Source organism: Chryseobacterium suipulveris (assembly GCF_022811685.1).
Taxonomy (GTDB): Bacteria; Bacteroidota; Bacteroidia; order Flavobacteriales; family Weeksellaceae; genus Kaistella; species Kaistella suipulveris.
This window is the reverse complement of the sequence record NZ_CP094532.1, coordinates 1398238-1423827: the sequence shown is the minus strand read 5'-3', so window position 1 is coordinate 1423827 and position 25590 is coordinate 1398238. Positions and strand designations below refer to the sequence as shown.

At 40.1% G+C, this 25590-nt stretch carries 31 protein-coding genes; 8 read left to right on the top strand and 23 right to left on the bottom strand.

Going from position 1 to position 25590, the window contains the following annotated elements; all coding sequences use genetic code 11:
- Positions 1 to 50: 50 nt before the first annotated feature.
- Genes dgt through MTP09_RS06805 form a run of 3 tightly spaced genes read right to left on the bottom strand, consistent with a single transcriptional unit; the run spans position 51 to position 1971 of the window.
- Positions 51 to 1409 (bottom strand): dGTP triphosphohydrolase, encoded by a 1359-nt coding sequence (gene dgt, locus MTP09_RS06815; protein ID WP_243551412.1) that lies wholly within the window; start codon positions 1407 to 1409, stop codon positions 51 to 53.
- Positions 1406 to 1732, bottom strand: coding sequence for a type II toxin-antitoxin system PemK/MazF family toxin (locus tag MTP09_RS06810; protein ID WP_243551409.1), 327 nt, complete (start codon positions 1730 to 1732; stop codon positions 1406 to 1408). The genes dgt and MTP09_RS06810 overlap by 4 nt, the downstream gene beginning before the upstream one ends.
- On the bottom strand, positions 1720 to 1971 hold the full coding sequence (locus tag MTP09_RS06805) for an AbrB/MazE/SpoVT family DNA-binding domain-containing protein (RefSeq protein ID WP_243551407.1): 252 nt from the start codon (positions 1969 to 1971) through the stop codon (positions 1720 to 1722). Before MTP09_RS06805 ends, MTP09_RS06810 begins: the two co-directional genes overlap by 13 nt.
- 101 nt (positions 1972 to 2072) lie before the next feature.
- Between MTP09_RS06805 and MTP09_RS06800 the strand changes: the two genes are divergently transcribed.
- Positions 2073 to 3173 (top strand): hypothetical protein, encoded by a 1101-nt coding sequence (locus MTP09_RS06800; RefSeq protein WP_243551405.1) that lies wholly within the window; start codon positions 2073 to 2075, stop codon positions 3171 to 3173.
- A 75-nt stretch (positions 3174 to 3248) separates the two neighbouring features.
- Here the strand turns inward: MTP09_RS06800 and gcvP are convergent, their stop codons facing one another.
- Both gcvP and MTP09_RS06790 read right to left on the bottom strand, forming a co-directional pair.
- Entirely contained in the window at positions 3249 to 6107 is a 2859-nt protein-coding gene (gcvP, locus tag MTP09_RS06795; protein WP_243551403.1) for an aminomethyl-transferring glycine dehydrogenase, read from the bottom strand.
- A 168-nt stretch (positions 6108 to 6275) separates the two neighbouring features.
- Entirely contained in the window at positions 6276 to 6929 is a 654-nt protein-coding gene (locus tag MTP09_RS06790; RefSeq protein ID WP_243551401.1) for a J domain-containing protein, read from the bottom strand.
- Between the two features lie 116 nt (positions 6930 to 7045).
- Between MTP09_RS06790 and MTP09_RS06785 the strand changes: the two genes are divergently transcribed.
- Together MTP09_RS06785 and MTP09_RS06780 are read left to right on the top strand one after the other, a co-directional pair.
- The gene (locus MTP09_RS06785; protein ID WP_243551399.1) at positions 7046 to 7303 is read left to right on the top strand and encodes a hypothetical protein; all 258 of its coding nucleotides are present in this window, start codon (positions 7046 to 7048) and stop codon (positions 7301 to 7303) included.
- Positions 7297 to 8178 (top strand): DsrE family protein, encoded by an 882-nt coding sequence (locus MTP09_RS06780; RefSeq protein ID WP_243551397.1) that lies wholly within the window; start codon positions 7297 to 7299, stop codon positions 8176 to 8178. The genes MTP09_RS06785 and MTP09_RS06780 overlap by 7 nt, the downstream gene beginning before the upstream one ends.
- Here the strand turns inward: MTP09_RS06780 and MTP09_RS06775 are convergent.
- From MTP09_RS06775 to MTP09_RS06730, 10 genes are all read right to left on the bottom strand, one after another.
- On the bottom strand, positions 8172 to 9029 hold the full coding sequence (locus MTP09_RS06775) for a c-type cytochrome (protein WP_243551395.1): 858 nt from the start codon (positions 9027 to 9029) through the stop codon (positions 8172 to 8174). The genes MTP09_RS06780 and MTP09_RS06775 overlap by 7 nt on opposite strands.
- Positions 9030 to 9211: 182 nt before the next feature.
- Complete coding sequence (locus MTP09_RS06770) at positions 9212 to 9475, bottom strand: hypothetical protein (protein WP_243551393.1); 264 nt, start codon at positions 9473 to 9475, stop codon at positions 9212 to 9214.
- 777 nt (positions 9476 to 10252) lie between these two features.
- On the bottom strand, positions 10253 to 10597 hold the full coding sequence (locus tag MTP09_RS06765) for a hypothetical protein (protein ID WP_243551391.1): 345 nt from the start codon (positions 10595 to 10597) through the stop codon (positions 10253 to 10255).
- A gap of 4 nt (positions 10598 to 10601) precedes the next feature.
- Entirely contained in the window at positions 10602 to 11177 is a 576-nt protein-coding gene (locus MTP09_RS06760; protein WP_243551389.1) for an RNA polymerase sigma factor, read from the bottom strand.
- A 264-nt stretch (positions 11178 to 11441) separates the two neighbouring features.
- Complete coding sequence (locus tag MTP09_RS06755) at positions 11442 to 11852, bottom strand: SRPBCC domain-containing protein (RefSeq protein WP_243551388.1); 411 nt, start codon at positions 11850 to 11852, stop codon at positions 11442 to 11444.
- 475 nt (positions 11853 to 12327) lie between these two features.
- Positions 12328 to 13194 carry a VOC family protein gene (locus MTP09_RS06750; RefSeq protein WP_243551386.1) on the bottom strand — a complete coding sequence of 289 codons (867 nt, stop codon included), beginning with the start codon at positions 13192 to 13194 and terminating at the stop codon, positions 12328 to 12330.
- A gap of 36 nt (positions 13195 to 13230) precedes the next feature.
- Positions 13231 to 13881 carry a hypothetical protein gene (locus MTP09_RS06745; RefSeq protein ID WP_243551384.1) on the bottom strand — a complete coding sequence of 217 codons (651 nt, stop codon included), beginning with the start codon at positions 13879 to 13881 and terminating at the stop codon, positions 13231 to 13233.
- A gap of 80 nt (positions 13882 to 13961) precedes the next feature.
- Positions 13962 to 14315: a hypothetical protein gene (locus MTP09_RS06740; protein ID WP_243551382.1), complete on the bottom strand. Its 354-nt coding sequence runs from the start codon at positions 14313 to 14315 to the stop codon at positions 13962 to 13964.
- Between the two features lie 29 nt (positions 14316 to 14344).
- Positions 14345 to 14761, bottom strand: coding sequence for an SRPBCC domain-containing protein (locus MTP09_RS06735; RefSeq protein ID WP_243551380.1), 417 nt, complete (start codon positions 14759 to 14761; stop codon positions 14345 to 14347).
- 53 nt (positions 14762 to 14814) lie between these two features.
- Complete coding sequence (locus MTP09_RS06730) at positions 14815 to 15228, bottom strand: SRPBCC family protein (protein ID WP_243551378.1); 414 nt, start codon at positions 15226 to 15228, stop codon at positions 14815 to 14817.
- 92 nt (positions 15229 to 15320) lie between these two features.
- Between MTP09_RS06730 and MTP09_RS06725 the strand changes: the two genes are divergently transcribed.
- Positions 15321 to 15731, top strand: a complete 411-nt coding sequence (locus MTP09_RS06725; protein ID WP_243551376.1) for a hypothetical protein — start codon at positions 15321 to 15323, stop codon at positions 15729 to 15731.
- A 40-nt stretch (positions 15732 to 15771) separates the two neighbouring features.
- Here MTP09_RS06725 and MTP09_RS06720 read toward each other — a convergent pair whose 3' ends face one another.
- From MTP09_RS06720 to tpx, 8 genes are all read right to left on the bottom strand, one after another.
- Positions 15772 to 16173, bottom strand: a complete 402-nt coding sequence (locus MTP09_RS06720) for a VOC family protein (RefSeq protein ID WP_243551374.1) — start codon at positions 16171 to 16173, stop codon at positions 15772 to 15774.
- A 2-nt stretch (positions 16174 to 16175) separates the two neighbouring features.
- Positions 16176 to 16619, bottom strand: a complete 444-nt coding sequence (locus MTP09_RS06715; RefSeq protein ID WP_243551611.1) for a VOC family protein — start codon at positions 16617 to 16619, stop codon at positions 16176 to 16178.
- A 20-nt stretch (positions 16620 to 16639) separates the two neighbouring features.
- The gene (locus tag MTP09_RS06710) at positions 16640 to 17005 is read right to left on the bottom strand and encodes a nuclear transport factor 2 family protein (RefSeq protein WP_243551372.1); all 366 of its coding nucleotides are present in this window, start codon (positions 17003 to 17005) and stop codon (positions 16640 to 16642) included.
- An 83-nt stretch (positions 17006 to 17088) separates the two neighbouring features.
- A complete protein-coding gene (locus MTP09_RS06705) occupies positions 17089 to 17544 on the bottom strand; it encodes a DinB family protein (protein WP_243551370.1) in 456 nt (151 codons plus the stop codon).
- 68 nt (positions 17545 to 17612) lie between these two features.
- Positions 17613 to 17939 (bottom strand): cupin domain-containing protein, encoded by a 327-nt coding sequence (locus MTP09_RS06700; RefSeq protein ID WP_243551368.1) that lies wholly within the window; start codon positions 17937 to 17939, stop codon positions 17613 to 17615.
- A 427-nt stretch (positions 17940 to 18366) separates the two neighbouring features.
- A complete protein-coding gene (locus MTP09_RS06695) occupies positions 18367 to 18942 on the bottom strand; it encodes a Crp/Fnr family transcriptional regulator (RefSeq protein WP_243551366.1) in 576 nt (191 codons plus the stop codon).
- A 75-nt stretch (positions 18943 to 19017) separates the two neighbouring features.
- Positions 19018 to 20238 carry a DUF763 domain-containing protein gene (locus tag MTP09_RS06690; protein WP_243551364.1) on the bottom strand — a complete coding sequence of 407 codons (1221 nt, stop codon included), beginning with the start codon at positions 20236 to 20238 and terminating at the stop codon, positions 19018 to 19020.
- A 76-nt stretch (positions 20239 to 20314) separates the two neighbouring features.
- Positions 20315 to 20812, bottom strand: coding sequence for a thiol peroxidase (gene tpx, locus MTP09_RS06685; RefSeq protein ID WP_243551362.1), 498 nt, complete (start codon positions 20810 to 20812; stop codon positions 20315 to 20317).
- Positions 20813 to 20963: 151 nt separating this feature from the next.
- Here tpx and ku point away from each other — a divergent pair, with 151 nt between their 5' ends.
- The 4 genes from ku to MTP09_RS06665 all read left to right on the top strand — a co-directional run bounded on the left by ku (position 20964) and on the right by MTP09_RS06665 (position 25570).
- Positions 20964 to 21743 carry a non-homologous end joining protein Ku gene (gene ku, locus MTP09_RS06680; RefSeq protein WP_243551360.1) on the top strand — a complete coding sequence of 260 codons (780 nt, stop codon included), beginning with the start codon at positions 20964 to 20966 and terminating at the stop codon, positions 21741 to 21743.
- 178 nt (positions 21744 to 21921) lie between these two features.
- Positions 21922 to 24462 (top strand): DNA ligase D, encoded by a 2541-nt coding sequence (gene ligD, locus MTP09_RS06675; protein ID WP_243551357.1) that lies wholly within the window; start codon positions 21922 to 21924, stop codon positions 24460 to 24462.
- A gap of 80 nt (positions 24463 to 24542) precedes the next feature.
- On the top strand, positions 24543 to 24707 hold the full coding sequence (locus tag MTP09_RS06670; protein WP_243551355.1) for a phosphatidate cytidylyltransferase: 165 nt from the start codon (positions 24543 to 24545) through the stop codon (positions 24705 to 24707).
- 2 nt (positions 24708 to 24709) lie between these two features.
- The gene (locus MTP09_RS06665; protein WP_243551353.1) at positions 24710 to 25570 is read left to right on the top strand and encodes an SDR family oxidoreductase; all 861 of its coding nucleotides are present in this window, start codon (positions 24710 to 24712) and stop codon (positions 25568 to 25570) included.
- The last annotated feature ends 20 nt before the right edge of the window (positions 25571 to 25590 follow it).

The window sequence follows — 25590 nt, the reverse complement described above, 5'->3', positions numbered from 1 at the left end:
TATTGATACTAATCAAAACTCATGAACAAATCTCGATTTGTCCAAGTACTCTACATCGTCATTCCGATATCGATTCCCTTGATTTTTCGGTAAAGGTCGGTGGCGAAATTGTCGGTCATCCCCGAAACGAAATCGATCACGCCCAAAACTTTCTGGTAATCGCTTCCGTGTTCGTACACAAACTGTTTCGGCAGAAGTTTCAGAGCCATTTTGTCGTAGGATTTTATTTCGTTTTTGTCTTTTAATATCGGCTGAATGAAATGGTTCAACAATTCGTACATCACGTTGTAGCCAGCGTTTTCAATTTCCACGACAGCTTTGTGTCCGTAGATTTTTTCGATGGAAAAGCTTTCGATTTCCTGTAAAGTTTTGTTTTCAGATTTGTAAATGTCCAAAAGTGCTTTGTCTAAATTTCCATCTAAAATTTTATCAAAATTCTTCTGATAAATTTCAATTGACTTATTGATTAAGGCATTGATGACTTTTGCCCTCAAATACGAAATCCTTTCGTTTGGATTGGTCAAAATAGAGAGCTTCTCTTCTACCCTTTTCGTATTTTGATTTTCAGACTTAATAAGTTCAAAGAATAGATTCTCGCAATCTAATGTCGAAACAATTCCCAGTCGGTGCGCATCTTCCATATCGATGATGTTGTAGCAGATATCGTCTGCTGCTTCAACAAGCCACACGAAAGGATGTCTTTTAAAAATCGTCGGTTCATCGCTTTCCGGCGTGATATTGACCGATCTTGCAATTTCTAAAAAAGTTTCCTTTTCATTTTGGAAAAAACCGAATTTCTTCCGGTGGATCACTCCCTTTTTCTTGGCAACCGCTTCACAGGGATATTTAGCGATGCTCGCCAAAGTGGTGAAGGTAAGTTGGGTTCCGCCTTCATCCTTTCCGATTTGCTGATTGGTGAGAACACGGATTGCATTGGCATTTCCCTCGAAATTCACCAAATCGGCCCATTCTTTTTCCGAGAATTTATGTTTTAGATCTTTTTCGTTTTTGTCGAAAAAACTCGCGATCGCATCTTCACCAGAGTGTCCGAAAGCGGGATTCCCGACATCGTGGCACAAACACGCAGCAGCGATGACATTGTGAAGATTGTGGAGATAAAAACTTTTTGAATCTTCACCCAGTTCTTTCTCAAAATTGTTGACAATGAATTCACCAACCGCGTTTCCCAAGCTTCGTCCCACAGAAGAAACCTCGAGCGAGTGTGTTAGTCGATTGTGCACGAAAACACTTCCAGGCAATGGAAAAACCTGCGTCTTATTCTGCAGCCGCCGAAATGCCGATGAAAAGATGATTCGGTCAAAATCCCTTTGGAAATCAGTTCTCGATGCGGAAGTTGCACCGTGGTTTCCTGTGCGTTGGTTGGTGAAGAGGTGGTTTAAATCTGTCATTTCGAGAACATTTCCTGTAATACTTCTAATAAAGTGTTTTGGCTTTTTTCGGGGAGAACTGCGAGTTTATTTTTGATTAGGGATTTATCCACAGCTCTGATTTGGTCGAGCGCAATTTGCCCAATTTTATTGTTTACTACAGTGTTTATCCTCGACGGATAGTTCTTGATTGTAGAAGTCAAAGGTGCAACAATCACGGTGTTCAACGAAACGTTCATTTCGGCAGGTGAAATAATTACGGCAGGTCTCGTTTTGTTGATTTCGCTTCCTTTTGTAGGATCCAATTCAATAAAGTAGATTTCAAAACGTTTTACCAAGTCCATTCTTCGTCATCAAATTGGTTATTGAAATCCATTAAATCCTCCTCACCTTCCAGAAGATCAGCATTCTTGAACTGTTCTTCCCAACCTTCTCTCGGTTGCTTCACTTTCTTAATAAGGATTTTATCTCCCTCCACATAAAGTTCGAGTTCGTCTTTTGGTTCGATATTCAATTGGTCAAGCATCGCTTTGCTGATGATGATTCCTGAGGAGTTCCCTATTTTTCTGATTCGCGTAGTCATCACAAAAAAGTTTTATCAAAGTTATAACATTATTATAACATCAACAAATATCATTCCCGATATCATCCATTTTTTCCGTAAATTTATTGAAAAATTTGGTTATGAAAGTTCAATATTTATTCGCGCTAATCGTTTTGGCAGCTTGTAATAAAAAAGAGAATCCGGCGACTTCCGCTCCCAAAAAAAATATAGAGCAAAACTGCTTTATCACCAATCAGGGAATCAATTTCGACAATACCAAAACCACTTACATTGCGCCGACCAACGAAGATATCCTGAATTCTTTGCCTAAACACATTCAACAGAAACAGCTCACCGAGTTTCAGAAATTCAGTTATGATAAGATACAAACCGAAGAATTGCAAAAAAAGGAAATAGCATATTTCGATTCGGACGGTTATAGATCAAAATTTCAGGAATGGATCAAAGCGCTTCCAGAATTTAGTTATCTCTCTATAAATGAAAACTTTGCATTGGCAAAAAACAAATACGGACTCTGGATTGTGGAGAATGTTCAAAACCAGTATAAACCATATTTTCTGGGAATTACGCAGAATTTCTATTTGAACGATTTCTATAATAAAGACCAACATTTTATTAAAGACAATCAGTTTGTTGCAAATGGAACAATTGTTAATGTGCAGCGGCTTTCAAGGGTTCCGATGCTTCCGAAATATGATGTGATTAAGGATGGAATTGAGTTCTCCATTCATTTAGACGAGATTCGGAAAGATACCGACGGTGATGGTTACAACGACCTTTTCGAAGCATTCGTCGGTCTGAATCCAAACGCTAAAGACACCGATGGCGATGGAATCGATGACTTCGAAGACAGCAATCCGAAATTCAAATCCGAAACCTCGAAGTTCACCGAAATGTACGAAGCGATTGCCGATGAAACTTCGCCGAAACTTTTCTACACTTTTACCGAAATCCTTACCGACTGCGAATACTTTCAAAAAATTAATCCGAAAAACAGAAAAGTCCTCATTTACACCACGGAAGAAAAACTCCCGCTAAAAGAAGATGTGCTCGACAATTTTTTCCCAAGAAAATACAGTAAAATGAGCACCAACAAAGACTTCCCCGAAGTGTATTTCACCGACTTTTCCGATGTGACGGGAGATGGAACCATTTCCGCAGAATTTAAAGACGGTAAATGGAATATCACTAAAAAATACACGATTACCTTTGGTGTCTGAACATAAAAAAATCCCGAAAAAAATTCGGGATTATTGTATTTAGCGACACGCGATAAATCGCGTCTCTACGAGGATTTACATATATTCTTCGATCGGTGCACAGGTACAGATTAAATTTCTGTCGCCATACGCTTCGTCAACTCGCGAAACGGATGCAAAGAATTTATGGTCACGAACCCAATCCAAAGGATACGCAGCTTTTTCGCGAGAATAAGGTTTATCCCACGATTCGGAAATCACCACTTGTTCGGTATGTGGCGCATTTTTCAACACGTTATTTTCGGCATCGGCAGTTCCTTCGGCGATTTCCTCGATTTCTTTTTTAATGGAAATCAGTGCTTCAGCGAAACGGTCGATTTCTGCTTTGCTTTCTGATTCGGTCGGCTCGATCATCAAAGTTCCTGCAACCGGGAAACTCACCGTCGGTGCGTGGAAACCATAATCCATCAAACGTTTTGCAACATCGGCAACTTCAATTCCCAAAGATTTGAACTGGCGGAAATCGACGATACATTCGTGGGCCACTCTTCCATTTTCGTTGGCGTAAAGGATTGGGAAATGCTCGGCAAGAATTTCTTTCAGATAATTCGCGTTCAGAATCGCGTATTCCGTTGCTTTTTTCAATCCTTCAGTTCCCAACATTTTGATGTAAGCGTAAGAAATATTCAGCACCAAAGACGAACCGTAAGGAGCGGCCGAAATGGCTTCGATCGCTTCTTTCGAACCGATTCTGATGTTCGGATTTGAAGGAAGGAATTTCACCAAATGTTCCGCAACACAGATCGGGCCAACTCCAGGACCGCCTCCTCCGTGAGGAATCGCGAACGTTTTATGAAGGTTCAGGTGACAAACATCTGCACCGATATTTCCAGGCGAAGTAAAGCCAACCTGTGCATTCATATTCGCGCCGTCCATATAAACCTGACCTCCGTGTTGGTGGATGAGCTGAGTAATTTCCTTGATATTGGAATCAAAAAATCCGTAAGTCGAAGGATAAGTAATCATCGCCGCAGAAAGGTTTTCGCTGTGCTGTTCAGCTTTTGTTTTCAGGTCTTCGAAATCGATTTCTCCGTTTTCAAGGTTTTTCACTACCACCACTTTCATTCCTGCAATCACAGCAGAAGCCGGATTGGTTCCGTGCGCAGACTGTGGAATCAGTACGATATTTCTATGTGATTCACCGCGTGATTTATGATATTCGCGAATGACCATCAAACCAGCATATTCGCCTTGAGCTCCAGAATTTGGCTGTAAGGAAGTTCCAGCAAATCCTGTGATTTCTGCCAAGTCTTTTTCAAGTTCCTTAATCATAAATTGGTAACCTCCTGCTTGTTCTGTCGGTACGAATGGATGCACACTTCCCCATTCTGCCCAGGAAAGCGGAAGCATTTCTGTCGCGGCGTTCAGCTTCATCGTACACGAGCCGAGCGAAATCATCGAGTGGGTCAAAGAAAGGTCTTTTCTTTCTAAACGCTTGATGTAGCGCATCAATTCGGTTTCTGTATGGTATTTGTTGAAGACTTCGTCTTTAAGGATTTCGTCGGTTCTGAGGTGCTCTTTCGGAATTTCAATTTCCTGTTTAAACTGAAGCACGAAACTCTGTTTATCTTTGAAATTTGCCAACGCGTCAAACAGGTTCTGCAATTTTTCAACGGTCGAAGATTCATTAATGGAGATGCTCACAAAACCTTCGGTAAAATAATTCAGGTTGATTTTGTGGTCGCGCATCATTCTCATCAATGCATTTTTTTCCTCCTCATGAATTCTGAACTTCACCGTATCGAAAATCGGCTCTTCTACAACGTCATAGCCAAGTGTTTTCAATCCGTCGCGCAATCCGTTTGCTTTGAAATGGATTTGGTCGGCGATAAAAGCTAAACCTTTCGGACCGTGGTAAACAGCGTACATTCCCGCCATTACTGCCAAAAGAACCTGTGCAGTACAGATATTCGAAGTCGCCTTTTCTCTCTTGATGTGCTGTTCACGGGTTTGGAGCGCCATTCTCAGTGCTCGCTTTCCGTACGCATCTTGGGAAACCCCGATAATTCTTCCGGGAATATCTCTTTTGTAATCTTCTTTACAGGCAAAGAATGCTGCATGAGGACCACCATAACCCATCGGAATTCCAAATCGTTGCGTGGTTCCAACGGCACAGTCTGCACCCATTTCAGCAGGTGATTTCAGTTTCACCAAAGCAAGCGGATCACAAGCAACTGCAACCTGAAGCTGATGTTCCTTATAATATTTAATGTTTTCGGTATAGTCTAAAATGATTCCATTTTTCCCAGGATACTGCAACAGCACGCCAAAATAGGAATCGTTGAACTGATGGTTTTTGTGGTTTCCGACGATGATGTCGATTCCCAATCCTTCCGCTTTTGTTTTCAACACCGCGATGGTTTGCGGGAAAACCAAATCAGAAACAAAGAACTTGATTGCTCCACCCTTTTTCTGTTCTTTGGTTCTGCTTTCAAAAAACATGTGCATCGCCTCAGAAGCGGCGGTTCCTTCATCCAAAAGAGAAGCATTTGCCAACGGAAGCCCAGTTAAATCCACAATTACCGTTTGGAAATTCAGCAACGCCTCCAATCTTCCCTGTGCGATTTCCGCTTGGTAAGGAGTATAGGCGGTGTACCACGATGGATTCTCTAAGATATTTCTCTGGATTGCGCTCGGCAAAATCGTGTTGTGGTAGCCGAAACCGATATAGTTGTCGAAAGAAAGGTTTTTCGAAGCAAGGTCTTTCGAGTGTGCAAGCATTTCGAATTCCGAAAGCGGCGCCGAAATATTCAGTTCTTTTTCCAGACGGATTGCATTGGGAATGGTTTGGGAAACAAGTTCATCCATACAAGAAACGCCCACTCTCTTCAACATTGCCTGTTTATCGGCTTCGTTCATCGAAATGTGGCGGTTTACAAATTGGGTGGTGTCCATATTTTTACTTGATTTATTTTAGAAAAAAGGTTCGTAAAAATACGGATTTTTAGGCAATGATGCAATTGATTTTAATCAGGCGTTTTTAGATGTCAGATTCAAGATTCAAGATTCAAGATTCATCAAACTTCAAACTTCAACTTCAAACCTCAAATCTCAAACTCTTTGCTAATTCCCCGAAAACGTCTTAATTAAAAGCAGGATTGCGATAATGAAAAACAGTACCGCCAACACAATTCTCAATCCGCGCGACTGACCTCCTGGATTCATTCTCGAAGGTTTTTGGGGTTTGAAGAAATCCTGAACATCACTTTTCAGCTGTTCTTTTTCATTTTCAAAAGTCTCGGTAATGGTAATTCCCTGAACTACAGTTTTGTTCAGCAAAGTATTGGTTGCGTGAAGAAGCAGGTGAAATTTTCCTTCCTTGAATTCGGTAATGCGGAAAATCCTTTCGCCATATCCTTTTTCTAAACCGAAAGGAAGGATTTTCACAACATCCGCATTCTGGGTATTCCAGTTGATGATGACCTCCTCTCCTTTTTTTGCACGGATTGTATTCGAAGTAAAACTCTTAATCGACGGCGGAAAATGTGGGCGGTAACTTCGCTGCTGATTAGCGAGATTTTCATCATAAATCCTGCGCTTTTCGGGTTCACTCAACATTTCGTAAGCTTCCTGAACTTCGCGGAACCGCTGCTCAAAAAAAACGTCTCCGGGATTTTTATCGGGATGGTATTTTAAAGACAGTTTTCGGTATGCCTTTTTGATTTCCTCATCGGAAGCATTGTCTTTAACACCAAGAAAGTAATAGTAATCTTTCACACGATTTTTTTTGCCCGACAAAATTAATCTTTTTAAAATGAAGATAAAATGGGTTAAAAACGCTTACTACCTCGCAAAAAAATAATTTAACTTTGATTAAAATAAATTTTAATGCTATGAAAATCAAATTATTATTGACTTTCTTTCTCTTAATGGGACTGAACTGCTTTTCCCAATCGAAAGTGGATGCGAACAAGGACAACCTTAAATTTTATTTTCCCATCGCGGCTTTCAATAACAGTGAACTCTACAAAGCAAGTTTGCCGAAACTGATCGATGCGATGGCTCCCTATTCCATTGACGAAAAAAATGGCAAATATGGGAACGATGCGACAGAAGTCCTACTCCTGCAAAAAATTATGACGGAATGGTAAAATATGCCGCCAACGAAAAATTCCCGAAATTGTACTTCCCGTTCGTTTCCTACGCAAAAGCGATGAAGGCAGATCCTAATGGTGGCGACACTTTCCGCAAGAAATTTACGGAGGAATTCGCAAAAGACTTTAAGTCGAAACCTGAATCCGACAGAACGATGGGCGCGATGTATTTTTTCGACCCAAAAATAGTTAAGGAACTCGCCAAACAAAAAGATGAGTTTGTAGAAAAACTTACGCTAAAAAAAAGTGATTCTATTTCTTTTAAAGATGCAGGTTCATTGCTTTCGTTCGAACTGGCGAAACAGTTTACCGAAAAAACCTTGGAAATCGGACAACCAATTGTGAAAGGATATATTCCTGAATATTCGCAACCGTTTATTACGGGCTCTTTGTGGGCATCCGTTACCAAACCAAAGGAAGTAAATGATTTCCCCGATTTAACTAAAGATTACAAACTCCTTTTCGAGCTCACCGATTTCAATTGGAAAAGCGACAAGGAAACCGCCTATAAAAATGAAAATTACTTTTTAGTGGAAACCACGAGAATCCTTAATCTGCACGCAGGTTCTGGAATTCCAACGGATAGAAATAAACCCGTTTATGTTTTGCACAGTTACGCGATGGACATTCTGATGAACAACGACAACTACAAGAAAAAATACAAGGTTGACAATCCGAATCTGGCACTCATCAAACAGCTGCAAAGCAAGGGGGCGAAATTTGTCGTGTGCGGACAAAGTATGACTTGGCAAGGATGGAAACTTTCAGATTTTACAGAGGACGTGAAAGAGGCATTTTCCGCAAAAACCGCGCTTACTTCCTACCAAAAACAGGGTTACATTCTCCATAAAATCGATGCTCAACGTCAGTGATTCTTTTTCCTAAAATCGATAATCGGTTGAAACGGACCGTATCGATGCTGGTTTTCTGAAAAATCATCGGCAAAAGGTCCGAAAGCGTAATCGACAGGTTTTGTTTTCAGATTTGGCCAATCTTCTTTGAAAAATTTTTGGGGGCGTGGTTTAGAAATAATGTATGCCGCGACATTCCACGCCTCTTCCTGCGTAAGCACAGGTTCTTTTGAGCTTGCAATTTTGTGCGGCATATTGGTGTAAATAAATCCGGCGAGGTTAATAATCCTGTTCAAATCAGCCGAAGTGTTGAAGGATTCATTTCCCCAAAGTGGCGGAACCTCAAAATAATCCGCAGAATAGCCGCCGCTGAGCGAACCTTCACCATTTTCACCATGACAACGCATACAGTTATCGGTATAGACTTTATGACCTTTTTTCGGATCTGCAGCTTGGTCAAGAAGTTTCAACTTATAGATCCCGCTTCCTTTTGGAACCGTGTTTTTCGGAACATCATTTCCAACAAAATTGATATAGGAAACCATCGACCGCAATTCTTTGCTGCCACTTCTCAACGAATCACCGTTCAAGCTCCGCTGAAAACAGTCGTTGATTCTTTTTTCGAGATTTTCTAATGTACCGCTTCTTTCAAGGAACTTCGAATAGTTAGCAAAAACAGCTCTATAATTGTTCCCATAATCGACGGTTCCTGCATCAAGATGACAGTTAGTGCAATTCATCCCGTTTGAAGTTCTGGCAATACTTCCTTTCGGACCAAAAAAATCAGAAGTGTGGAGAATAAGTTCCTTTCCGTAGGCAATTTCTTCTGCAACTTCAGGATTTGGATGAGTTGGCATAGAAACTTTGCTCACTGGTTCGTGGTTTTTCTGACAGGAAAATAGAAGCCATAAAAAAAATAAATAACTGATTCTCACCGCTTTCGTTTTGAGTAAAGGTATCAATAATTTTGTTCGATACAAACACCTTTCCAAAATCCAAAAAAAACGGAGCGAATTTCTTCGTCCCGCACAAAAGTGATTAGTTAGGGGATTTTTTAAGCTTCCGTTTTGCAGCAGCTGCTTTTTCTGCAACATTTAGAAGCAAACTCGTTTCTGAATTTCTCTTTCAGCTCCGCGTATTTTTCGTCATCCAATTCGCGGATTTTGTCGGCAAAACCGAAAGGGTTTCTTTCCTTGATATCGTATTCCTCAAAGATTCCTTTCATAAATTTTCTTCTTTCGGAAATCTTTTTCGCAGCCAAAGCTACTCCTACTACAGCAAGTGCACCTAATGCACCTTTTAAACCTGAATTTTTCATTTTCTTAAATTTTAAATTTTACGTTTTACAATATTGCTTTTAGTTAAGACGAAGAGGAGCTGGATTTACTTTAATTATTTTGATTCTTTTTTGCCGCGAATTGCAATGATTTTTTTGCCACAAATTCACGAATGGTTTTAAAATGTTTATACAGAAATGCGATTCTTGAAATGTTATTTGACATTGCGCTCCTACGGAGCGCACCAAACTTGGCCGTTGATTCTCTACAAACTTTAAGCTCCTACGGAGCTTCGCAAATTTTCGTTTTTTTTCATCCCCATAAATCTGTGCAATCCGCGGTATCTGCGAGAGTTTTTAGTGAATTAATAATCATCCAAAAAAAAACGCAAAGTCTTCATTTATAGCATTTAATTTCAGAAAGCAAAGATTGCGGATCAATCCGCTGATTAAGCATTCGCTTCATCAATCCGCTTTAGCGGAGACAAAATCTTTGCGATAGTTTCGCTCGCAGATTGCGCGGATTGTGCAGATTGTTTTGCAACGAACTGTGAAGAATTTTTTGCCACTAATGCACGAATGGCCTTGAATATCTTACTGCGCGAAAACGATTCCCATAATTGGAATTTAGATTGCGCTCCTACGGAGCGCACCAAACTTGGCCGTTGATTCTCTACAAACTTTAAGCTCCTACGGAGCTTCGCAAATTTTCGTTTTTTTTCATCCCCATAAATCTGTGCAATCCGCGGTCTCTGCGAGAAAAACCAATAATTCTCTAAGGTCTTTCAGCCAAAAAAAAGCGAACAAAAACTGTCCGCCTTATTGGTTTTTCCTGAAGAAACCTCCTTGTTCGCAGCGTTTCTTCCAGATTTCTTTCAGCCGTTCCTTTTCCTCGTCACTCATGGGGTTGCAGTGTTCTTCCTTAAACTGTCGGAGTTTTTCCTTTCCCTTCCAACCTTTTCCGCCTTTACCGCCGAAACCGCCAAAAAGGATTTTGCTTAGAACCAGAATTCCCATCGCCTGCCAAAAATTAATCGGCTTAACTCCCAAAATTTCGGGCAGCAACAAATTCCAGAGCAACATCACAATTCCCGTCACCGCAAAGAACATTGCGATTCCGCCCAAAACAAACAGTGCAATTTTTGCTTTAAATCTATTATTCATAACCTTACTCTTTCAAATCTTTGTACAAACCAGCCATCCTCTTCCGCAAATGCTTCACCGCATAATTTTTTCGGCTGATGATGGTTTTAATATTTTCGCCTTGTTCGTCGGCAATCTCCTGTAGTTTTTTGCCTTCGATTTCGGTCTCAACAAAAGCGAGCCGCTGTTTTTCGGGCAGCTCGTCAAGTGCGGCGAAAAGCTGCTTCCAAACCTCTTCCCGAAATGCCAGAAGTTCCGGGTTTTCAGAATCATCCAAAAGCAGAATATCCTTTACCGAAAAACTTCCGTCGTCATCTTCATACACGAAATCCTCAAGGTTTTCCGTCGTTTTCTTTCTGTATTTATCGATGATTTTATTGTTCGAAACCCTGTAAAGCCAAACGCCGATATTCGCAATGTCGCCAATATTGGTCAGGTTGCTGAACTGGTACCACACCTCCTGCAGAATATCTTCCGCATCCTCGGTAGTGCGCACTTTCGGCCGAATGAAGGACATCAGTTTCCCGCCGTAATTTTTCACGGTTTGTGCGATAATGCTGTCCTTTTCATGTTGTGGCATATGGGTTAATTCCAGTTCCATACTGGGTATGACGAGCGAAATATTATTTTACTTTAAAACTTTATCAAAATATTTCTTAGGAGCAACAAAATTTTCGCTTCTCTGAGATTTCGGTCCCGCTTTCCACTTTTACTCCTCGCGCCAACGCTTTTCCCAAAGCTTGTCCTTGAGCTTGCCGAAGGGCTTGCTGCGGGGTAATCGTTACAATCGGGGCTAGAAAGAATTATCAGTTTCTCGTTCGGAAAAAACTTTGCCAAAGTTGAAATCTTTGGCAAAGTTGAAAAACTATCCTTCAGAAATCTCCTTGATTTTTTGAAAAATATTTGGGAAATAACTGTTATAAAAATCTTCAAATTCATCCATTGAATTTACTTTTCCTCTTAGAACAGTTCCGTTTTCTATCGGTTCTAAAAGATAAGCAACATCTGAACCGCCAAAATCTTGCGGATCCAATTTCCCATCGTAAATCCAGCCGAGATGTTTCATCTTCAATTCCTGCTTTGGAAGATTGGTTACTACTTCGCTGTACATTCCGTTATTCTTCGGATCGAAAAATTTCATTTCGCTTCCTGTTTCCCAATTGCCTTCAAAACGGTTTCCATTCGTCCATTGGGTGTAATGTTCATTCTTAGTCAACGTTTCCCAAATCTTTTCGGGAGTGGCGTTGATTTGGGTTTGATATTCTAAATATTTCATATTAATAATTAAGGGATTAAGAAATTAAGAGCTTGTTTAAATTTTATTCAAAAAAAAATTATATCGGAAATTTTCTTTACCCCGTCCCTAAAGGGAGGGAAATTTCCTTCCAAATAAACCTGAATGTGCTCCTTTTAGGGTTGGGGAAAACAAATTCAGATTTATTTGGTAAAATTTAAACAGGCTCTAAGAGATTAAGGAATTAGCAAATATTGTATTGTCACTTAGCATTATAAGCCGTCTCCAAATCGGCGATCGCGATTTTGCGCTCTAATACTTGCAAAAAAATTAACCATAAAAGTCACAAAAGAATGCTGCTTAAAACAATAATTTATTTAACTCAAATTATTGTTTATTGAAGAAAACAAAAGAAAAAATCTTCAATTTTTTTAAACTTTTGCGTCCTTTTAGCTTGCTTTAGTTCAACATAATCATTATTTGACATAAAGCTTTTGTTCCTTTTGTGGTTGATTAATTATGATTTGTAAGCACTTTCCAAATCCGCAATCACAATTTTGCGCATTTTCAGCATTGCCTGAAAAACTCTTTGCGCACGTTCCGTATCCTCGAAATCGTTCATCAGTTCCAATAAACGTTTCGGAGTGATTTGCCAACTTACGCCGAACTTGTCTTTCAGCCAACCGCACATCGATTCTTCGCCACCATCGGCAGTTAAAGAATTCCACAAATGATCCGTTTCCTCCTGGTTATCGGTCATCACCACAATCGAGATTCCCTCGCTGAAATCAAATTGGTGGTCATAAGAATTGTCCATACAGAACATTGTAAATCCATCGATTTCGAAATCTGCGTGCTGCACATTTTCGGGAACTTCGTGGGTTTCGTTTCCGACACCTTGACCGTATTTCAGCACTCCGCCAATCTTCGAATTCGGGAAAATTTTGGTGTACAATTCCATCGCCTCCATCGCTTTCCCATTGTTCTTATGGATGTACATCAATGTTGGGATAATTTTCTGATCGTCTTTTTTTTCGCCCAGATAAACTTGCCAAGTCACCCCGAATTTATCGCGAACCCAGCCATATTTCTTACTCCACGGATATTCGCCAAGTTCCATCAGCACTATTCCACCGTCACAAAGTAGTTTCCAATATTTTTCAACTTCCGCTTCAGTTTCACACAAAACCATAAACGAGATCGACGCATTTTTCTGAAAATGCGGACCTCCGTTCAAAAGCATTATTCGCTGACCAAAAAGATCGAGGTTGATCACCATCGGCGTATCGACCGTAATTTTTCCATCAAAAACTTGGCAGTAGAATTCTGCTGATTGCTTCGCGTCTCCGTCGTACCAAAGACACGGGAAAATATCGTTGTTCATAAATTGAAATTGAGGTTTAGGTGAAGAATATCGCTTTCAGTCCGCATACTGTTTCAGCGACTTTTTGAAATGAAGATATTCTTCTCTGTATTTTTCTAAATCAGCTTTTGAGGCATATTTAATTCCAAAAACTTTGTTGATATTGCTGAGCGTTTCTGCGGTTTCTTCGTAGGAACGAAAATAAGTTCCGTCATCGGCTGCAACTGTCCATCTTTTCACAAAAATGTCGTTTTCTTTTTGTTGGGAGGTTTCAATTATTTTTTCACATGAAGTCACTTTTATATCCAATGGATTCCCGCTCCATTGCGGAGAGAACACATAAAACTGAACTTTTCCATCGGGCGAAGTGAAAACCGCACTGTCGAAACCTTCGGAATTGGTTGAAGATTTCTGAGAATTTTCAGCTTTGAAATTTGATGGATATTCTATATCGAACCACGCACCGCTGAATTGTTTGTAGGTTGTCGGCTTTTGTACTGGCGGCAAGCTTTCTTCAGTTCTCGTAGGTTCAGTGTTTTGCTCTTTTACAGCTTCAGTTTTTTGGCAGGATGTAAAAATGAACAAACCTACAACCATGATTATCTTAGTTGCATCAGGAACTTCCTCCAAAAAAATTGTTCTAATTCTGCGAAGGATTTCCTGAACATCCTTCGGAAAACAATTAATGTGTTTTTCTGTTGCTGTCATTTCAGTTCGTACCAGAACAGTGTTACCTCGTTTTAGGATCACCACCGGTTTTTTGATAAAACTTTATCGCATGATCGTCCTCATTTTCCGCAGGGATCAGTATTCCGTCTGCATTCGTTTCTTGTGAAATCTCTTTGAGTTTCCCAGTAAGCGTGTTCCGATTCCGCGTCTTTGCAAGTGATTAACCACCGCCAAATCGTAAACAAACACCTCGGAATTCCCATGAACAAAAGACATAAAAAAGCGGAAAGTCCTCCTACAATCTCACCATTTTCCTCGGCAGCCAAGTAGATCGAATTTTCATTTTTCAGAAGCCGCTCCAAATGGTTTTCTGAAGCAGGTTCAGTGTGATCCAGTTCAAAAACGTCTTTGAACAATGCCGACAACTTCATCATTTTAGAAGCGTCGCCTGTTTTTAGTCTCTGGATTTTCATCGGTTTTATCCTGATCTTGCGATTTAATCCTAATGCTTCTCCACGTACTTATGGAATCGGTCAAGGATTGCGTACCAACCAACACGCTGCATTTCGCGGCTGTTCTGGATTTCGGGTTCAAAGATTTCGATAATTTCGGTGGTATTGTCATCAATTTTATTGAAATGAACTTCCACTTTCCGACCGTCGTCCAAATGGCTTTTCACATATTTCAAAACCTCAATTTCATCGATATAGCCAGAAAAATTGTAGCCAAAACTCTTGTCTTTGTACTCCAGTCGGTAATTAAATCTTCCACCTTCCTGAAAATCACTTTCCGCTTTCGGACAATGCCAGTTGGTGGTCGGAAAATTCCATTTAACGATATGTTTCGGGTTATAGAAATAATCCCAAACCTTGTGTACAGGTTGAAGAATCGTGATCTTGATCGTAATCGGGTCGGTCATAACTATTAAATTTCCCCTAAAATTACGGAATATTTTCGGATTCGGGGAATCCGTTAGTTATTCTCTACATACTTATGGAAATTGTCCAGAATCGCGTACCAACCGTCGCGCTGCATCTCGATAGAATTCGAAGCTTCGGGATCGAAGATTTCGGTAACCTTTGTTGTTGTGGGATCAATTTCCTCAAACCGTATTTCGACTTTTCTGCCGTCTTCCAAATGATATTTAATCAGTTTCATTGGAACGATTTCGTCATAAACTCCCACGAAATCGAAACCTAAACTCCCGTCTTTGGCTTCCATTCTGGTTTTAAGTTTGCCACCGACTTTAAGATCGTTTTCGGCGTCCGGACAATGCCACGATTCGTGGGCAAAATTCCAATTGACAATATGTTTCGGACCATTGAAGTAATCCCAAACTTTCTGAACGGGTTCTAAAATGGTGATGTCGATTTTGATTGGTTCCATAAGTGATGAGTGATGGGTGATGAAACCTAACAAGTTTTAAAAACTTGTTAGGTTTTGCGGTTTTACTATAATTAATAGTATCTTCTTCCAGTATGCGAAATATATGCTTACTGTCTAATGAAAAACCATTTTCACCTCTTGGTTGGATAAAAGATGAAAATGACATTCATGAAGATTTGCGTAAGAAAAAAATCTTTCAACATTTCGCCAACATGTTCAACTCTTATACAAAATCCATTAATAAACAGTATGACAGAAGAGGAAGTTTATCTCAGGAACATTTTGGTAGAAAAAGAATTACCGAAGAAAAATACTTGCGTGAAAGTTTAATTTACATTCATAAAAATCCAAAAAAACACGGTATAACAAATGATTTGGAGCGTTACAGGTATTCTTCTTACCGCACCATTGTCAGCGAAAATCCAACTCTTTTAGCGAGAGCGGAAGTTCTTTCTTGGTTTGATGATAAAGAAAATTTTATTTTTTGCCATAAAGAGACCTAACAAGTTTTGGAAACTTGTTAGGTCTTTTTGTTCGTTAACTTTACTTCATCGAATGCAAACCGATCATATTCCCTTCAGTGTCGGTAACCAGCGACATAAAACCGTACTCACCGATCGACATTTTTGGCTTGAAGATTTTTCCTCCGGCATTTTCCACCCTTGCTTCTTCAACACTGCAATCTTCGCAACCGAAATAGACAATAGTTGAATTTCCGCCACTTGGAACACCATGCATCTGCACTAAACTTCCGGATGAACCGGGAAACATTTTCTCCATCGAATTCGGTGAAGGAAACCCTACCATTTTCATGCTTTCGTCGGTAGGATCCGACATCGGCGTCATCTTAATCTGCAGAACTTCCTCATAAAACCTCTGCGCTCTGTCCATATCCTGAACATAGATCTCGAACCACATCGAGACGTTGAAGTGCGTATTTTCCATTGCTATTTATAGTTTGCGTTAAAGTTAATCATCCAGTTAGTGCCGAACTGATCGCGGAGACTTCCGAAATAATCGCCCCAGAACTGATCCTGCATCGGCATTTCAACTTCGCCGTTTTCGGAAAGCTCTTTGAAGATTCGGTCGGCTTCTTCACGCGAATCGGGATGGATGCTCACGTAATTGTTGTCGCCGATTTGAAAAGGCCTGTTTCCGAATCCTGGCATAATGTCGCTTCCCATCAACATTTGGTCGCCAAAATTAATTCCGACGTGCATCACGCGATCCTTGATTTCATCGGGACACGGCGGCACTCCTTCCTGTGGAGGCAGATCGCCAAAACGCATGATTCCAAACTGGTTGAACTCTGTTTTGAACACTTTTTTGTAAAAATTGAACGCTTCTTCGCAGGTTCCGTCGAAGTTGAGATAAGGGTTGAGTTTCATAATAAAAGAGGTAAAGGTTAAGGTCAAGGTTGAGATTCGTTGTTTTTATCCATCACCATATAGGAGTTCAAGTGGGTGATTTTTCCGTTTTCTATGGTGTAAACATCAGCAAAATGTGAGGTTTCCTTTTTCCCATTTCTTTCTGTCACAATAGTTCCGTCACCGATTACGGTGTTGTTTTCACAGATAAGATTGTTGATTTTCTGCGAGATTACTTTGTCGGGACCGCCGTTATCCAAGAAATTCCGAAGGTTTTGCTTTCCCACAATGTCCTCCATTCCGAAACCTGGCCAATTGACGCGAACGTCTTCTGCCACGACTTCGTAAGCTTTGTCGTTATCTACAAAAAGGTTGTCGATAAACTGTTTTGCGATTTGTTTGTTATCCATATTATTCTGTTTTGGTTTACTAAAAATAGCGAAAGTCAGCCGCTGTTTTTGTTAACGAATTTTTAATTAGCAAAAATTTAACGCTACTTGATCGTTCCCTCTTTTCCCAAAATCCTTCGCAGATAACCGATTTGTCCGCTATGATAAATTTCGTGCAGCATCAATGCAGCCAAATCTTCAAGATTCTCGGCTTTGATGTTTTCTGTTTTCGCTAAAACGTGGTTGAGTTCGTTCTCCGTGTCTTTGAAATAGGATTTCAAAGTTTCAAAATCGGGGAATTTTTCCTGATGTAAAAGAGGTTTCTCGCCTCTTGCATAAAACGAAAATTCATCATCGTTCCACACTTTTTCACCACCCAAAATCTGAATCATCGTGTTTCGGACAAAAATAAGGTGACCGAAAACCCAGTTCATGCAGTTTACCTCACCATTAGGAAAAACCATAGATTCTTCGTGAATGATGCCCGAAATGTTTTTCGAAATAACGGAGTTGTTAAAATCGAGTTGAATTTTTAAAAATTCGTGTGCGGTTGCTTTCATTGCTCTAAAACTTTAAAACAAATTTAGAACGAAATGCAAACAAAACCACTTGTCTTATGGCAAGAAATTTATCCCTTGATCATCGTAAGCAACATTTTGAATCTTTCAACACCATGCAAAGCGTGCGGAATCGTTGCGGGCATAATGATCGACTCGCCTTCGGAAACAGTGTGTTTTTCGCCACCTATAGTGATTTCTACCCTACCTTCGATCACTTCCACCAATGCATCGTACGGAGTGGAATGTTCACTCAGACCTTCTCCTTGGTCGAAAGAGAACAGGGTAATGTTTCCCGCCTCATTTTTCATTATTTGTTTGCTTACTACTCCACCGTCGGAATAATCAATCATCTTCCTGAAATTAAGAAGTGTTGCTTTTTCAAATGTCTTTGCCATAATTATATTTTTTTTGGAGACCTAACAGGTTTTTGAAACCTGTTAGGTCTGAATAATTTATTCTAAAAACTACCTGATTCGCCAATGAACTCAAGGATTTCAACTTTGTGTGAACCGTTTAGCCCGCTTTCATCGCATTGTTTTTGAAATTCAAGAAACGAAGCAGTATTTAAAAGTTCAGTCTGAATCTCCTCATCAGAATACTTGGAAATATGAACGAAGGTAATGCCATCATCTTTTAGCAAAATCCGATACGAAAAACGGTTCTGATCGAGATTTTTGAAGTCGTTTAAAAATGTTGAAATATTTTGTTTGTTTCAACAAAATCTTTTTTGACAGTATATGAAACGGTAACGTTAATCATTTTTTTAAATTATTTTATTTAGTTTGATTGACAAAACAAGACCTAACAGGTTTTTGAAACCTGTTAGGTCTGCATAATTTCTCTTCTGATTCTGCTCAAAGAAGTATCCGTAATCCCCAAATAGGAGGCGATCTGTTTGAGCGGTACATTCTGAATTATTTGAGGTTTTTCTTTCATCAGCTTCAAATATCTTTCTGATGCGGTTTTCATGACCACATCCAAAGAACGCTGCTTCATTGTAAAAACCTGGTACGAAAACCAAAGCCGTCCCCATTCGCGGAAACCCTCGATTTGGTGGAACAATTCCTGAAAATCATCATACTGAATTTTCAAAAGTCTACAGTCTGTAACCGCCTGCAGATTCTCCTGCGAAGCAACTTTCTGAAAAAGCGACGACGGAATAATCACAATATCATTTTCCACAAAAAATTCGGTAGTAATTTCATTATTGTCGTAATCATGAACAAATGCGCGCACCAAACCTTCGGTTAAGATATAATATTCGTCGGCAGTTTCTCCTTCTTTCAGCAGGAATTCGTTCTTTTTGAATTGCACCAAATGATGCTGTGAAGCGATTTTATCCAAATCGGCTTCAGAAATTAACGGGTGTTGATAGACGAATTTAAGGACTTCGGACATCGTTGGAAACTTCTCTCAAATTTAATCGAAAGAAGCCAAATTACAACTATTTTTTTTGCTTTTCTTGAAAGAAATCTAAAACAGCGACAACTGAATTCCCCCATTTTTTAGGCGGTCATTCTTTGGTGGTTTCGCATCCCAAAAAACTGTTTTACCACCGTTTTTCCACGAGTTTTTCCTTTCTTCCGTAATGACATTTTGAATATCGAAATCGGGAGTGAAGTTTTCTTCCGCTTTGGTAATGATGGAATGCAGTTTTTCCACCGATTTCAATTTGTCGCTATTTTCGAGTTTGGATTTTTCGATGCCTTTTTGCAGAATGTTTATCGTTTCATCATAAATCTTAATCGGGACCGGAAACGGATGTCCATCCTTTCCACCGTGTGCAAATGAAAATCTTGCAGGATCCTGAAACCTGGACGGCGCTCCATGAATCACTTCTGAAACCAAAGCCAAACTCTGCATTGTTCTTGGCCCAACTCCTTTTAATAACAATAAATCCTCAAAATTTTCAGGTTGCATTTCGCGAGTCATTGCCAACATTGCTCCGAGTCGCTTCAAATTGACGTCACTTGCCTGAACATCGTGATGTGAAGGAAGAATTAAAGAAATGTCCTTCATAATTTTTTCAGGAGCTTCGTGCGAAATCTCCAAAATTCCATTTCTGTTTTCTGCTGCGCCGTGAGAAGTAAGGTTAAGAATTTCGCCTTGGTTGATTCCAGAAATCCCTGTGTGTGGCTCATCAACATAGGATTTTAGATTTTCGGAATGCCAATGGTAGCGTCGTGCGGTTTTGTCCTGCACGTTCATTCCCTGTTGAATGACCGCCCAATTTCCCTCGTCGCTCAGCAAGAAATTGTGGGTGTACAATTGGTATCCGTCCTGAATGGCGGTATTGTCAACCTTTGCGGAAAGTTTACTCGCACGAATCAGTTCATTTCCATTGAGACCGGTAGTTTCGGAAATCTTCAGCAGTTCGTTTGGAGTTTCTTTTGAAAACTTTCCTTTCCCACCCGCGATATAAATTCCCAATTCTCTGGATCTTGGATTCACTGCTCTTTTCAGCGCACCCATCACGGAAGTTGTAACTCCCGACGAATGCCAATCCATTCCCATCACCGCTCCAAAACACTGGAACCAAAACGGATCGCTCATTCTGTGGATGACTTCGTCTTTTCCGTAATCTGCCAAAATCACTTCAAACACTGCAAGTCCCAATTTGGACATACGCTCATAAAGCCACTGTGGAACGTAGCCGTAATGTAGCGGTAATGTTGCAGATCCTGAGCGTTTCATTTATTCTTGAATTAAAAAAACTTTGCCAAATCATTGAAGTTTGACAAAGTTACGAGTATTGTTATTTTTTTTGAATCTACTTCAATGCGTTCAAAGCCGCTTCGTAATTGGGTTCGTTAGTGATTTCTGGAACCTGTTCGGTGTATATAACTTGGTCGTTTTCGTCGGTTACGATAACTGCACGGCTCAAAAGTCCCTTCATCGGTCCGTCGGTAATTGCAACTCCGTAATCGTCGCCGAAACTTCCGCGGAAATCGGAAAGTGTCTCGACGTTATTCAGACCTTCTGCTGCACAAAATCTGCCCAAAGCAAAAGGTAAATCTTTGGAAACATTGATGACCACAGTATTATCCAACTCTCCTGCCCTTTCGTTGAATTTTCTTGCAGAAGCCGCACAAACACCGGTATCAATACTTGGAAAGATGTTGAAAATTTTCTTTTTTCCGTCGTAATCAGCCAAGGTTTTCACCTCCAGTTTTTCATTTACCAAAGCGAAATCTTTTACCGATAAACCGTTTTCAGGGAGGTTACCAATAGTGTTCACAGCATTCCCTTTTAATGTGATATTTGCCATAATATTTTGTAGTTAAATGTTATTTTCAAAAATAGACATTTTTATCCTTAATTATTTGTAACGGTAGGTTAAATAATTCATAAATTTATCTGTGGAAAGGATTTGTCACAATTTTTGATGTTCTATTTCCACCCTTTAAAAAAATAAAATTATGAGAGCAATCTGGAGCGGCGCCATTGGCTTTGGTCTTGTAAATATTCCCATAAAACTGTACTCGGCATCCGAAGAAAGCACGCTTGATCTCGATATGCTCGACAGCAAAGATTTTAGCAATATCAAATTCAAACGGGTCAACGAGAAAACGGGTAAAGAAGTCGCCTACGAAAATATAGTGAAGGGCTATAAAATGGACGACAAATATATCGTGCTGGAAAAAGAAGATTTCGAAGCCGTTGCTCCCGAAAAATCAAAAATCTTGTCGGTGAAACAGTTTGTGAAACACGACGAAATCGATCCCGCTTATTTTGAAACGCCCTATTTCCTAGAACCGCAGAAAAATGGTGAAGAAGCGTATAAACTACTGCTGAAATCTTTGGTAAAAACCAAAATGGCAGGAATCGGAACTTTTATTCTACGTGAAAAAGAGATTCTTTGTTTGGTACGACCTTACGAAGACAAAATCCTGATGGTCAACCGAATGCGTTTTCCTGAAGAACTTAGGAAATATGACGACTTGAATATTCCCGCAGGAAAAAATCCAAAGGAAGAAGAACTCAAAATGGCGGAGAGTCTGATCAAACAACTCGCCACTGACTTCACACCCGAGAAATTCAAAGACACCTATCACGATGATTTGATGAAAATCATCAACCAAAAAGCCAAAGGCGCAACGGTAAAAATCTCAGAAGAAGAACCTAAAGAAAGCGCTCCAAGTGATTTGATGGCACAGCTGAAAGCAAGTCTGGAAGCGGGGAAAAAGCAGGCGGGGTGATTTTTTGAGTTGGAGTGTGATTGAGTTGGAGTGTGGGTGAGTTGGAGAGTTGGAGAGTCGGTGATTGAGTGAATGAGTAATTGAGTGTAACAAGTATAACAATTGCAACAACTGCAACAATCTGTAACCATTGCAACCACCTGAAACCTGAAACTTGAAACCAGAAACAAAAAACAAAATGTCTCTAAAAGAATACAACAAAAAGCGCGACTTCAAACAAACCTCCGAACCTGCAGGAATTCCTGAAAACTCGGGCGAGAAACTTCGTTTTGTGGTTCAGAGACACGCTGCATCGCATCTGCATTACGATTTTCGTCTGGAAATGGACGGCGTGCTAAAAAGTTGGGCGATTCCGAAAGGTCCTTCGCTTAATCCGAAGGACAAACGTTTGGCGATGATGGTTGAAGACCACCCTTTTTCCTACCGCACTTTTGAAGGCACGATTCCGAAAGGAAATTACGGAGCAGGCGAAGTTGAAATTTGGGACGAAGGCTGGTATGAACCTTTGAATAAAATAAAGGGAAAAACAGATGATTTGGTAATGCGCGCTGAACTGCACAAAGAAAGTTTGAAATTCGTAATGCACGGCAAAAAACTTCAGGGTGAATTTGCTTTGGTGAAAATTAAAAATTCTGATGATGGGAAGTCGTGGCTGCTCATCAAACACAAAGATGATTTTGCCACCGATTTTTACAATGCCGAAGAAAACACTTCCGAAAATTCAAAAGTTACAGCAGCTTTAAAAAAAAAATCTGAAAAGGACGTCTCCGAAAATACAGCAAGATCCTACAAAAACTACGCACCTGCCCTTTCCAAAGAAAAGAAACTGAAAAAATTTATCGAGCCGATGCTGGCGAAACCTTCAGACAATAAACCTTTCGACAGCAAAGACTGGGCGTTTGAAATAAAATGGGATGGTTATCGCGCAATTGCAGATTTGCGCGACGGCATTCAACTCTACTCGAGAAACGGATTGGACTTTTCAGCAAAATTTAAGAAAATCGTCAATCAACTCGGTTTGCAGCAGCACGAAATGGTTTTGGATGGCGAATTGGTTGCCTATGACAACATGGGAAAACCGAATTTTCAATGGCTGCAAAATATTGGTGAAAAACCAAATACCCCAATAATTTTTCAGGTTTTTGATTTATTGTTTTTGAATGGTCATTCAACCCGAAGTTTAACGTATCTCGAACGGAAGGAACTGCTGAAAGATGCTTTAAAAGAAACCGAAAACATCAAATTCTGTGATCATATTTTGGAAAAAGGAAAAGAATTTTTCCGACTTGCTGAACAGATGGGACTCGAGGGAATTATCGCCAAAAAAACCGAAAGCACTTACAGCGACGGCATCCGTTCATCTGAATGGTTAAAAATAAAAACACAGCAAACCGACGAAGTCATCATCTGCGGATTTACCGAACCTAAAGGATCAAGAAAACACTTTGGCTCCTTAATTTTAGGGAATTATATTGATGGTGAACTGACATTTTCAGGACACATCGGAACAGGATTTTCAGACAAAACTTTAAAGGAACTTTACGGTGTAATGCATCCTTTAATTGTAGAAAAATCACCTTTCAAAACGTTGCCGAAAACCAACGGAAAAGCTACTTGGTTAAAACCCGAACTGATTGCAGAAATAAAATATTCCGAAAAAACCAAAGACGGAATTTTCAGGCATCCCGTTTTCCTTCATTTAAGGGAAGACAAGGAAGTTTCCGATTTAAAGGAAGACCAGCAAACACCCGAACAACCAATGGAAAAAAAGTCAACCAAACCTGTGAAAACCGCCGTAACCACACGAGAAAACGAGGCCAAAACCAAAATTGGAAAACAGGAAGTGAAACTCACGAATCAGAATAAAATTTATTTCCCAAAAGACAATGTTTCCAAAGGTGATGTTGTGGCGTATTATCAGAGCGTTGCCGAATTTATTCTACCGCATCTCAAAAACCGCGCACAGTCTTTAAACCGCTTTCCGAACGGGATTGACGGAATGAGTTTCTACCAAAAAGATGCTGCCGACGAAACTCCCGACTGGATTGAAACCCACAAAATCTACTCCGACAGCAACGATAAATACATCAATTACATCATCTGCAACGATGCGGCGACACTTGCCTACCTGAACAATCTCGGCTGTATCGAAATGAACGTGTGGACAAGCAGAATCGACAATATTGAAAATCCCGATTATTTAGCTCTTGATCTAGACCCTTCCGATAACAATACTTTTGAAGACGTTATCGCCACCGCCAAAGAAGTAAAAAAAGTGCTTGACAAAGCCAAAATTGAGGGCTATCCCAAAACTTCCGGCAGTTCAGGAATCCACATTTATATTCCGATGGGAAGCCAGTATTCTTTTGAACAGGTTAAAAATTTCGGTCATCTCCTGATGCAGCAAGTTCAGAAAGCACTTCCCGAAATTACCACTTTGGAACGCAGTCTTCAGAAGCGTGATAAAGGCAAAATTTATCTAGATTATCTACAAAACCGCCGCGGACAAACCTTGGCGAGCGCCTACAGTTTAAGACCGAAAAACGGTGCACCAATTTCAATGCCATTGGAATGGAGCGAAGTGAAATCAGGCCTAAAACCAACCGATTGGAATATCGAAAATGCACTTTCAAGAATCGAGAAAAAAGGCGATTTGTTTTTGCCAACTCTGAAAAAAGGAATCGACATGCTGAAAGCGCTCGACAACCTTCAAGCATAATCAACGCTTTCACAAATTCTCTCTAATATTCCGTTGGCTGCATTTTTGATATTGTGTTTCTACACCAAACAAATAAAATTATGAAACGATTTAGCATTTATTCAGTTTTAGCAGTATTGCTAATATCTTTAACAAGTTGTGAAGCAGTAGGAACCGTGTTTGAAGCCGGAAAATGGTATGGAATTATCATTGCAGTCATCATCGTTGGCGTGCTTTTTTTCTTATTCGGAAGAGGTAAAAAATAATCATGCAGAAAAAATCCAAAACAGCAGTTCGTCCGCCACAGAAGCAGCGTAAACCCGGTGTTGAAGAAAAAATGACGCCCGTTCCTGAAAGTGAACCTGTGAAACAGTCGGGCGGAAAACTCCAGGGAAAAGTCGCTATCATAACAGGCGGAGACAGCGGAATTGGCAAGGCAACTGCCATACTTTTCGCACAGAAAGGTTGTGATGTTGCGATTCCATATTTAAGCGAAACAGTGGACGCTAAAGACACCCAAAAGGAAGTTGAAAAATTCGGGCAAAAATGCATTTTGATTAAAGGTGATTTAGGCAAAGAAAAACACTGCAAAAAAGTAATTGAAAAAACCGTTGCTGAATTTGGAAAAATTGACATTCTCGTCAATAACGCTGCCAATCACTGGGAAGCCAAAAATCTTGAAGATATTACGACGGAACAGTTGATGAACACTTTTCACTCTAATGTTTTTTCGGTTTTCTGGTTGACTAAATTTGCAATGAAGCACTTGAAAAAAGGCAGTTGCATCATCAACACAGTTTCAGTTACTGCCTATCGCGGAAGCGGACATCTGATTGATTATTCGGCAACCAAAGGCGCGGTTTTATCTTTCACAAGAAGCCTTTCCGCAAATCTGGCTGAAAAAGGAATCCGCGTTAACGCCGTTGCTCCGGGACCGATTTGGACACCTTTAATTGCTTCAAGTTTTTCAAAAAAGAAAGTTTCGGAATTTGGAAGTGATACGCCGATGAAACGCGCAGGTGAAACCAATGAAGTTGCCACCTGTTTTCTGTTTCTGGCATCGGAAGACTCATCTTATATTACCGGACAGGTGCTTCATCCAAATGGTGGCGAAATCGTAAACGGTTAAAATTAAAAAATCAAACAATT